The 9,516-nt window shown below is 45.7% G+C and carries 9 protein-coding genes and 1 riboswitch; of the genes, 5 read left to right on the plus strand and 4 right to left on the minus strand.

The features are described 5' to 3' along the window. Nucleotides 1–299 precede the first annotated feature (299 nt). Nucleotides 300–1,154 (minus strand): flagellar motor protein MotB, encoded by an 855-nt coding sequence (gene motB, locus ABXR35_RS23710; RefSeq protein ID WP_367064545.1) that lies wholly within the window; start codon nucleotides 1,152–1,154, stop codon nucleotides 300–302. Beyond that, nucleotides 1,138–1,947: a flagellar motor stator protein MotA gene (gene motA / locus ABXR35_RS23715; RefSeq protein WP_367064547.1), complete on the minus strand. Its 810-nt coding sequence runs from the start codon at nucleotides 1,945–1,947 to the stop codon at nucleotides 1,138–1,140. The genes motB and motA overlap by 17 nt, the downstream gene beginning before the upstream one ends. 189 nt (nucleotides 1,948–2,136) lie before the next feature. Between motA and ABXR35_RS23720 the strand changes: the two genes are divergently transcribed. Beyond that, on the plus strand, nucleotides 2,137–2,430 hold the full coding sequence (locus ABXR35_RS23720) for a hypothetical protein (protein WP_367064548.1): 294 nt from the start codon (nucleotides 2,137–2,139) through the stop codon (nucleotides 2,428–2,430). A gap of 154 nt (nucleotides 2,431–2,584) precedes the next feature. Here the strand turns inward: ABXR35_RS23720 and ABXR35_RS23725 are convergent, their stop codons facing one another. Both ABXR35_RS23725 and ABXR35_RS23730 read right to left on the minus strand, forming a co-directional pair. Then, nucleotides 2,585–3,097, minus strand: a complete 513-nt coding sequence (locus tag ABXR35_RS23725) for a GNAT family N-acetyltransferase (protein WP_367064549.1) — start codon at nucleotides 3,095–3,097, stop codon at nucleotides 2,585–2,587. Between the two features lie 302 nt (nucleotides 3,098–3,399). Continuing rightward, a complete protein-coding gene (locus ABXR35_RS23730; protein ID WP_367064577.1) occupies nucleotides 3,400–3,873 on the minus strand; it encodes a C40 family peptidase in 474 nt (157 codons plus the stop codon). An 11-nt stretch (nucleotides 3,874–3,884) separates the two neighbouring features. Further along, nucleotides 3,885–4,023: riboswitch (cyclic di-AMP (ydaO/yuaA leader) on the minus strand. Nucleotides 4,024–4,512: 489 nt separating this feature from the next. Here ABXR35_RS23730 and ABXR35_RS23735 point away from each other — a divergent pair. The 4 genes from ABXR35_RS23735 to ABXR35_RS23750 all read left to right on the plus strand — a co-directional run bounded on the left by ABXR35_RS23735 (nucleotide 4,513) and on the right by ABXR35_RS23750 (nucleotide 9,402). Beyond that, nucleotides 4,513–5,028 (plus strand): YwhD family protein, encoded by a 516-nt coding sequence (locus tag ABXR35_RS23735; protein WP_367064550.1) that lies wholly within the window; start codon nucleotides 4,513–4,515, stop codon nucleotides 5,026–5,028. 459 nt (nucleotides 5,029–5,487) lie between these two features. Further along, nucleotides 5,488–6,918: an ATPase domain-containing protein gene (locus ABXR35_RS23740; RefSeq protein ID WP_367064551.1), complete on the plus strand. Its 1,431-nt coding sequence runs from the start codon at nucleotides 5,488–5,490 to the stop codon at nucleotides 6,916–6,918. 17 nt (nucleotides 6,919–6,935) lie between these two features. After that, entirely contained in the window at nucleotides 6,936–7,187 is a 252-nt protein-coding gene (locus ABXR35_RS23745) for a hypothetical protein (protein WP_367064552.1), read from the plus strand. Continuing rightward, complete coding sequence (locus ABXR35_RS23750) at nucleotides 7,180–9,402, plus strand: LuxR C-terminal-related transcriptional regulator (protein ID WP_367064553.1); 2,223 nt, start codon at nucleotides 7,180–7,182, stop codon at nucleotides 9,400–9,402. Before ABXR35_RS23745 ends, ABXR35_RS23750 begins: the two co-directional genes overlap by 8 nt. Nucleotides 9,403–9,516 lie beyond the last annotated feature (114 nt).

Consider the following 9,516-nt stretch of genomic DNA (forward strand, 5'->3'; position numbering starts at 1 on the left):
TGTGGACAAAACTGTGGATAACTATGTTTTGTTGTGGAAAACTTACTTTTTAATCGTTTTTGTGAATAACTTTTGTAGCTGTCAAGAGAGCGAGAGAGCAGGCAACGTATGGTGTGGCACAATGTAGTCGGGTATTGTGACGTTCTTTTGCCGTCTAAATGTTTTCCACAGGCTTCCCTATCAATTTTAGGCAATACGAGGGGGGATTTCAATGTTAATCCACAAGCAAAAACGGATACCAGCAAGCCGGTATCCGTTCATTGCATGGAGAAGCGAATGACTTCTTCCATCGTATACAATTAATTGCTGGTGTCGCTTCCGTTGCCTACAATGGACTGCAATGTTGGATTCACATCACTGTCTACATATTTGCGGACAATGGCAACTTCAACGCGGCGGTTTTTGGCACGTCCCACATTGGTGGAGTTATCGGCAATCGGGTGGTACTGACCGTAACCAATTGCACTAAACTTGCGCGGGTCCAGCTTCTGATTGAGTAGCAAAATTTGCATAAAGTTCAATGCACGGTCCGAACTCAGATTCCAGTTGGATGTATACTGCGAGTTGGAGATCGGTACATTGTCCGTGTGACCGGAGACGATAATATCATAATCAGGAATTGCTTGTAAAATAGAGGATAGTGATTTGGCGAGCATGCGTGAATCAGTTTTGACCGTTGCCTGACCGGAAGCGAACAGTGTATTATCACTGATCGTCACTTTCAGTTCGGACTGGTTCAACTTGGTGGTCAGCTGGGAGCTAAGACCATTTTCCTTGATATACTGATCCAGCTTGCGCTTGAGATTTTCCAGATCTTGCTGCTCTTGCTTTTGTAACGCTTCGCGCAGCTTTTGCTTGGACTTCTGACTATCTGAGTTGTCAGCTGCCGCAGCCGTATTGTCCTGCGGATCTTTGTTTGGAACTTCGCCTTCAGTTGGAGCCATCGCATTTTCATCCAGTACACCACTGCCACCGGTGAAGGCGGCACTCATAGCTTTGGCCATCTGCTGAAATTTGGCAGCATCTAGCGAGCTCATGGAGAACAGGGTGATGAAGAGTGCTAGCAGCAGGGTCATCAAGTCGGAATAGGGGAGCAGCCAGCTTTCGTCGGCATGCTCCTCATGAGGTTCATGTCGTTTACCCTTCTTGCTCACCGCCGCCGCCTCCTTCCTGTTGTCCTTCTAGCTCAATTTTCTCTGTTGGTGTCAGGAATACAGCGAGTTTTTGACTGATTGCCATGGTCGATACACCGGATTGAATCGATAGCAGACCTTCGACCATCATCAGCTTAATCTCCACTTCTGCTTTGGACAGACGTTTCAATTTATTGGCCATCGGATGCCACAATACATAACCGGTAAAGATACCGAGAACCGTTGCGATAAACGCACCAGCAATCGCGTGGGACAGCTTTTCCATATCACTCAAATCGGCAAGGGCGGCAATCAGACCGACAACCGCACCGAGTACACCGAGTGTAGGTGCATACATACCCGCCTGCGAGAAGATCAGCGCGCCGGAGCGGTGACGTTCCTCGGTAGCATTAATATCTTCCATCAGCACATCCTGTACAAATTCCTGATCATTACCATCAATGATCATCCGCATTCCATTGCGGAGAAAGGAATTGTCGATTTCTTCAACTTTGGATTCCAGCGCGAGCAAACCTTCGCGGCGCGTAATGGAAGCCCAGTCCATGAATGTACGAACCAGTTCCTTTTTGTCGAGCAGAGTCTGATTTTTGAAAATGATTCCGAACAGTTTCGGAACACGTTTGACTTCGGGCATCGGGAACGCCATAAAGATCGTTGCGGCTGTACCTACCAGGATGATAACGTAGGCAGCAGGGTTGTTAACCAGACTGACCAGTGGTGCGCCCTTGAGGATCATACCGACAACTAGAGAGAGAATCCCGAGTACCAGACCAAGAATTGTTGAAATTTGCATAATACACCTCGTCCATGAGTATATGTTGTATGGCTTGCATCATTCTCTTCCATGGAATGATGGCATTGCTTGATTCGCTGATACTTTTGTTATCGACAGAATATGATGCTTTATGAAGAGTTTTTTTAAGTTATAATGGAAAGAAGTTGGCAATTGTAACAATATAGACAGATGGACTGGAGGTTCGTTATGGGCGTTAAACATGGACGCGAGTATGAGGATATACTGACTGATTTGACGACGGCGTTGGACTTGATTCCCGATTGTTATCTATTTTTTCAAATGCCGCCGGAAGAATGGGCAGGCTTACAGGCAGAGGAGCGCCGTGAGGTGCAAGAGGCGCTAGCAGAGGATCTATTTTATGCGCTTGGTTCCGAACCTTCCATTCAGGTCGGCAGCGGGGTAGTCATTTATGCTGCGGATACGCACCGGATCGATATTTTGATCGGGGAAACGGAAATGACCTTTGTTCCGCTGATCTGATGAACAGGGTACGATGAATATAAATGGGTAAAATGAAAAAGACCGGATGACGGGAGAAGGCGTATTGCTTCTTTTGTCATTCGGTCTTTTGTCGTTGGATGCCCATAGTAAAGAAGGATGCTTGGGCAGTCACTGGTATCGGTATGCCGAATCTTTATGGCGATGAGGTTCTATCTGCGTCCGCTTGGTAAACCATACAATAGAATGGCTTCATACCGTCCGGTGTACGGCGATCATATGCATCGGTAATATGAAATCCAGCTTTCTGATACGTACGGATGGCGCGCTGATTCCAAGTGAGTACTTCCAGATCGATCTCTGCTTCAGGCTTCCGTGCTATCGCTTCTTCGGTAATGACACGGACAAATGCTTCGCCATAACCGTTGCCGCATAGATCGGGTCGCATGCCTACACCGAGTCGAACAGTACCTTCCAATGGGAAAAACTGTGCGAATCCAAATAGCACACCTGTACTGTCTAAAATGGAGGCATATTGCTCCTTGCGCAGCTTTGGATCGCCAAACTCCACTTCCAGTTGCTGCATCTGATCCCATGACATCCAGCCATAAATATCGTAAGGGGCTTGATATACCCATGTACAAATATCAGCCGCATGGGCCTCAGTCATTTCCGTAACGATGAAGGGCGGGGTGAGGGAAATCGACATGAATCACTGCTCCTTTTTGAAGATGATTGAAGATCAAATGAGACGGGTATTAACTAAAAATAATTAAAATAAATATTGGAAAACATGTTTACCATAATTATGGCGTGGTTAATTATTAGTAGACATAATTACCAAATCAATATCTCAAATACTGGATAACTTTTTTCCAAATAAGTGTAACCAATTTCGGTTTTGTTTCGTTTATATAGTACAAGAACAAATAAAAAACCGCAAAAGATTCTGGCGGGAATCTCTTACGGTTATGAATCACAAAATATAAGGTTATTATTTAAAAGGTTATATTAATTGTCGGTTGCGAACGTGTCAAAAGCATAATTGCTCATTACGCGTTTAGCGCCGACATAGCGTTCTGCGTAATAATCCATGCTGAGGTTATCAATACGTACGCCTCTGGATGTGGAAGCATGCGCGAATTGCGTGCTGCTTACCATGACTCCTACATGTGAAACTCCTGCTCCAGTCGTGTTGAAGAAGACGAGGTCTCCAGCTTGCAGATTGTCTCTACTTACTGCGTCGCCTACTTGGAATTGCGATGTGGATTGACGCGGCAGATCAATGTTCATTTTACTGAATACATATTGAGTGAATCCGGAGCAATCGAAACCGTTGAAAGAGGTTCCCCCGATGCGGTACGGTGTTCCCATTGCTGGATCAATGATCTGGTCCATTTTGGAATCAGCATGTGCACTGCTATTCCCCATAACAGTAAATGCAATTGCGAATCCCATTAGTGCGGCGGTTAGTTTCTTTTTCATGTTCAAAATCATTTGTCCCCTTCCAATGCCTACGAGGTTAGCTTAAGGATTCGGTAGAAGGCTTCCCCTATGATCCCTCTCTTGCAAGATCAATTCACCCAAAACGGTTCCCCCGTTTCCCGGTGCCACGGAATTTGGCTTTACACTTTGTTAATGCACCGTATGACGATATCCAACTTTTTCGACAAAAATCAGCTTTTCTGGTAAAAGTTACAAGATGACATTTTAAAGTTTACAAAGTTGTTACTAAAAACTCGCTGGGTTTATTCTAACAGAGCTTTTTTACTTTGGCAACGTTTGATAACTGTTTTTCTACGAAAATTATTGTCATCTTTATGACATGGCAGGATGAAAACCGCGCCAATAAAGGGATTACATTTATGAAAAAAAATTCATTTTTTAGTGCAAGGTGATGATTGTTTACGCGTGAACTGGCTGATTTATGATTGCTTTCCTTTTTTTCGGTCATTTTTTTGTAAACTTTATACTTTTGTCGATATTTGTTTTGATTTTTTGATACTTTATCTAACATACAGCCTGTGGCATTAGTTTTTTGACCCTAATCCGCTACAATCATGTTAAAATCAATCATATGAAGATATCGGTTCATATTTGAATAAAAAAGGAGTTACTTTTACCATGGATCAAAATCAACAACCTGCCAAAAAATCAATGTCTTTAAATATTATTAGTAGCAGCACCAAGAGCAGCAAGCATAAGGGATTCGGTGCAGGCTCGATTAATCTGAACAATGTTTCTCCTATTATTATTGATCGCGGCGAAGCAACGATTGATATTGGTGCGATGCACGCGAAGAGCAAAGTGGAGCGCGGGATCAAATTCAGCGCTGAGCGCGAGGATGTTGTCGGTGGTCGCCAAGTATGGGTTGTCTGGGTAGCGGTGGACAAGCAGCCAGAGGGCGGTAGCTACGCTGGAGCAACAGCCTGTGAGATGTGGATTAATGAAGAAGACAAAAAAGGCTGGAAAATCCTCGCTGACCACGTAAACAAGCTGGACTATGCGATCAAGCGTCGAATCATGCTGAGCGAGCTAGGCAGCGAAGATAAAGCGGCATTGAAAAAACTACTGTCCACGCATAACCAAGAGTGGTGGGATCGTTCGCCAGAAGAGTTAAAAGAAGCATTGGAAGGCTAATCGGTAATCAGTATAGATTCCGAGGCTGCTGCAATGGGTACGTAGAGTATAATCATCACAATACAATGAACGGGTGGGAATGACGATTTACTGTCTGGAATACCGGTATTCCTGCCCGCCGTCTATATTCCCACAACAGGCTTGATGTACAACAAAGAGGCTGGAGATCAACTGATTTCCAGCCTCTTTGTATAATTATTCGCAGGTATTCATTTAAATTTAAAATAACCGGATAAAATGCTGTATTTTTTGGTCTAAATTTATTCAATTTATTAAGAAACTGCAATGATAAACTGGAAAAAAAGGGTATAAATGATTAAATACTTTTGACTCGTTATAAAAATGGGAAATTCCTTTCTTCAAAGTGCCTTACGTTGTTATAATTGCTTTACAGTCATCTTCGTAGGAAAAGCTAACCCTTGCATGACTAAACTATGCTACAGATGGAGGGAGCAATACATGAACAACATCAATGCTATTCATACGGGTATACCAGGACTGGACGATATTTTGTACGGTGGTATACCGCCAGGGTCTGTAGTGATTTTGGAAGGCGAACCAGGTACCGGTAAAACGACAGTCGGTATGCAATTTCTGGTAGAAGGAGCCACAAACTTTGACGAGCCGGGAATCTACATTACCTTTGAAGAACTGCCGGAGCAAATATACGAAGATATGAGAGGGTTCGGATGGGATCTGCGTCAGCTAGAGCAGGAAAATCGGCTGCGCGTTATTTGTATGGAGCCGGATATTTTACTGGATCAAATGCTACAGCCAGGTGGTATTTTTGAAAGTATGGTCGGTGAGATCGGCTGCAAACGCGTCGTGATCGATAGTATCAGTCTATTCCGACTGGTGAGCACGGATGAGCAGGTGCGCAACAATGTGTACACCATCCGCAATATTATGCGCAAGCACTCGCTGACTTCGTTCTTCATTCGCGAATATGGTGAGACTGGCGAATCCAATGTGCCTTTTGAGAATTACATCTGTGATGGTATCGTTCGGCTATCACTGAAGCCGCTGATGGAAAAGTACCGCAAGCGCACGATTGAAGTACTCAAGATGCGTGGTACTCGCATTATGGAAGGCGAGCATACGTACAAGTTTCTGAACAATGGCGTATACATCGTTCCATCTCTGTCTATGGCGGAGGATAAAATGTTGACCAACGAGACGGAGGTGCTGACTACCGGTATTGCAACGCTGGATGAGATGCTGGGCGGCGGTATTCCACGCAGCAGCGTCTATATGATCGACACGAACAGCAAAGCCAATTATCGTTATCTGCTGTCTTCTATCTATGCACAGCGCATTAAAGACGGCGATTGTACGGTGACAATGATGTCGGGCAATACCTCACTGGATACCTTTGCCGATACGATTGAGCTGTTTGGCGTATCGCTGCGCGAAGCTGCTGCTCAAGGTAAAGCGTTCTTTATTGAGCATTATCGAAGGGCAGTCGAATCTACGCTAGAGAAGGCGATGATCCGTGTAGATAAGGTGAGTAATGAGGATTATGCTCAAGTGTTGAATGATCGTCTAGGTCCGATTTTTGAATGTGAGGATACATGTGATCGTCGCTGGTTTGTGTATTATGATCTGAACACCATCATTTCCGAACGTGGACGCGAGTTCCTGCTACGTTACTTTGCCGAAGAGATGTCCATGTGGCGCTCGCTGGGTATTACCATTGTCGTACATTGCAATTTTGCGGAGATTGGACAGGAGACGGCTTCCTTCCTGGAACGGACCTGTAACGGTGTAATCCGAACCTGGGTAGATGGCAATTACCAATACTTGCAGGTTACCAAATCCCCTAGTGGTCGCGTATCCGCACCGCACATTATTGCGAACGCAACCGAAGAGCCGTTTGTACAGCTGATATAAGGAGGGATTGGAACCGTATGGTAGCAGAAAGTGATGTAATTACTTTGCAAATGGAATGCACGCTATTTTTTGAAAACAATCCGTATGCGATTGAGACAAGCAGCGGCCTGTCCAAGAGGCTGGGCCGCAGTCAACAGGTTACTGAGCGAGCATTGAATCGTCTGGCGGAGATGGCTATCCTGGAGAAAAATGGGGATGGTGTGCGTGCCATTTACCGTTACAAGGCTCCTTATATTCAGACAGAAGTGGATTTGAACGCCTATGATTGAAACATACATGCTAAATGATATCCGCGATATATGCCAGGAGCTTCAAGATACTTACGCTCAATTGACCGAGCTGCTCATTTTTATAACCGATCATGAAGGGCGGATTATTACGGCACCTTCGCATTTGCGGAGTAGTTCGGTATTTGAGCAATATGCCGGTGAGCTAAATGAAATGTTCCGTCAGGAAATTGAAAAGCTGCACGGTGCGAAACATACGATTTTGTCGGATCAATGGATACCGGGTGTGCGGTGGTTGATCTCGCCGATTGCCTTTGACCAGCCGCTGACCGGGTTATTTGTGTGGGCGGGGATTCTGATTCAAACAGGTACGCGCCAAGGCATACTATCACATCCGAACTTTGTGCAGCCGCCAAATGATGTGCCTGTCGGATTCTTTGAGGCGATTCAGGATTGGATTCGCAATGTACCGGAAACGACGCCGGAGCAGGAAGTATTCAAGCGTGAGAAAATTACAAAGCTTGCGCATGCACTGTCATTGATTCTCAAGTCCAGCTACAAGGAGAAGCGTCTGACGGACCGATTGGTCGCGTTGAACGATACGCTATCTTCTGAAATGAATGCCTCGCATCCGATTGAGGAGATTACGCGTGCTGTGCTGTCAACGAGTGATCTGGCGGATGTATTCGGCTTTGCACTGCGTACGGGTCCAGGCAAGTATACGATCATCAACAGTATTGGACCATCATCTGCCGAGCTGAATGGAGCGGTTTTCCATGAGGGAGAAGGGTTTCTAGGGCAGGCGGTATTGAGTGCACAGCCGACGCGCTGGAACAACGTAGATCGTGATCCGCGTAGCAACTTTTTCCTGCAAAAGGGTGTACCGCAGGTACATGAAGTGCAAGGCTTCCCGATTCGTTACGATGATGAGGTGTACGGATTGCTATTTGGCGTGAGCTTCAAGGAGCGCTCCGTACCGGGTCTTCATTTCCAATTTGAAGAAACCATGATCTCGCTGATGGGCTGGTATATTGCCAACCATCTGACCTATGAAAAGATGGAAAAGCAGCTACAGCGCTTCAAACCGTTGATTGAGCTGTCACGTCTGATCGTGTCTGTGCAGGATGCGCAGCGCGTCATGTTCATGCTGGTTGATATGAGTCTGAATCTAGTATGGAATCCGTCGGCATCCATCGTCGTTCATCGTACATCCGAAGACGGCAAAATTCAGATGGTTGCGCGCGGGATGCAAAGTCCCAATGGCGAAACGTATGCCAAGGATATTGCTCGACGTTATTTGGAAGGTAGCGATAATCCGTCAGCCAACTCTTACATCAATAACAACACTCCCTTCTCACTGATGCTGGAATATCCGATCGTATATGGCAATCGTGTCCGTGCGGTGCTGGCGGTAGCGGTTAGTGATGAGCAGGAAGGCGAGGAGTGTCGCGAGATTCTGTCTGCACTTGCCATGATGGGCAGTGTAGTTATGAAATCGGTTTACGACCGTCAGCAGTATATGTCCAACAGCAATCGATTTGCACAGATTCTGCATGAATCGATTCGGGAATGGAATATGGCACTGTATCAGTTGACCGCAGATGCGCGGAAAATTGTGCAGGAATTTGCCGTATGGGGCGGCGTAACGAAGGATGAAGCCGATGTGATCGGTCGTGCCTGTGTGATGTCGTATTCTGATCCGAATATGTTGCGCAGCTTCCCGCATCTATTCCAGCAGGAAGCCGAGATGATCGAGGATTACAAACGTATTCAGGACGCGCAATCTGTGCCTTCTGGCACTACCTATTCCAAAGGGGGACAGATTATGTCGTTAGCATTCGCGATTGCAGCAGCAGGCGATCACGATATGCGTGTAGTGAATGATCTGCCAGTTAGTGGTATCGACCAAGGGTTGGTTAGCCAGTTCCGTTTGTTTGTATTGAGCCGTCATACGCTAGAAACAGAGATCAATCTGGTCGAGGAAAAGCCAGCTACTGCCAATTCGCCTGCCAGAACGTCGTCCGAAGGTGCCGAAGGACGCGGTCTGGAAGCAATCGTCAAGCAATTCGGCTTGTCTCCGCGTGAGAAGGAAGTATTGGAGCTGGTTGTGAAGGCGTCTAGTAATAAAGAGATTGCAGCGACTCTGTTTATTAGTGAACATACGGTTAAAAACCATTTGACCAATATTTTCAATAAAATGGGTGTCAGTGACCGTGCGCAGGCGATTGCTGCGGTATTTAACAAAAGTATTGGTTAACAGCGTAGCCCTTGATTGAACACTTGTTCTATCTGAGAATGAGAGGAAGAATGAGAAAAGGCTTAGAAATGAACGCAAAGCAGCGGGATTGAGTCTTTTGCATAGGTTATATGT

It is taken from the genome of Paenibacillus sp. JQZ6Y-1 (assembly GCF_040719145.1).
In the GTDB taxonomy this organism is placed as follows: Bacteria; Bacillota; Bacilli; order Paenibacillales; family Paenibacillaceae; genus Saccharibacillus; species Saccharibacillus kandeliae.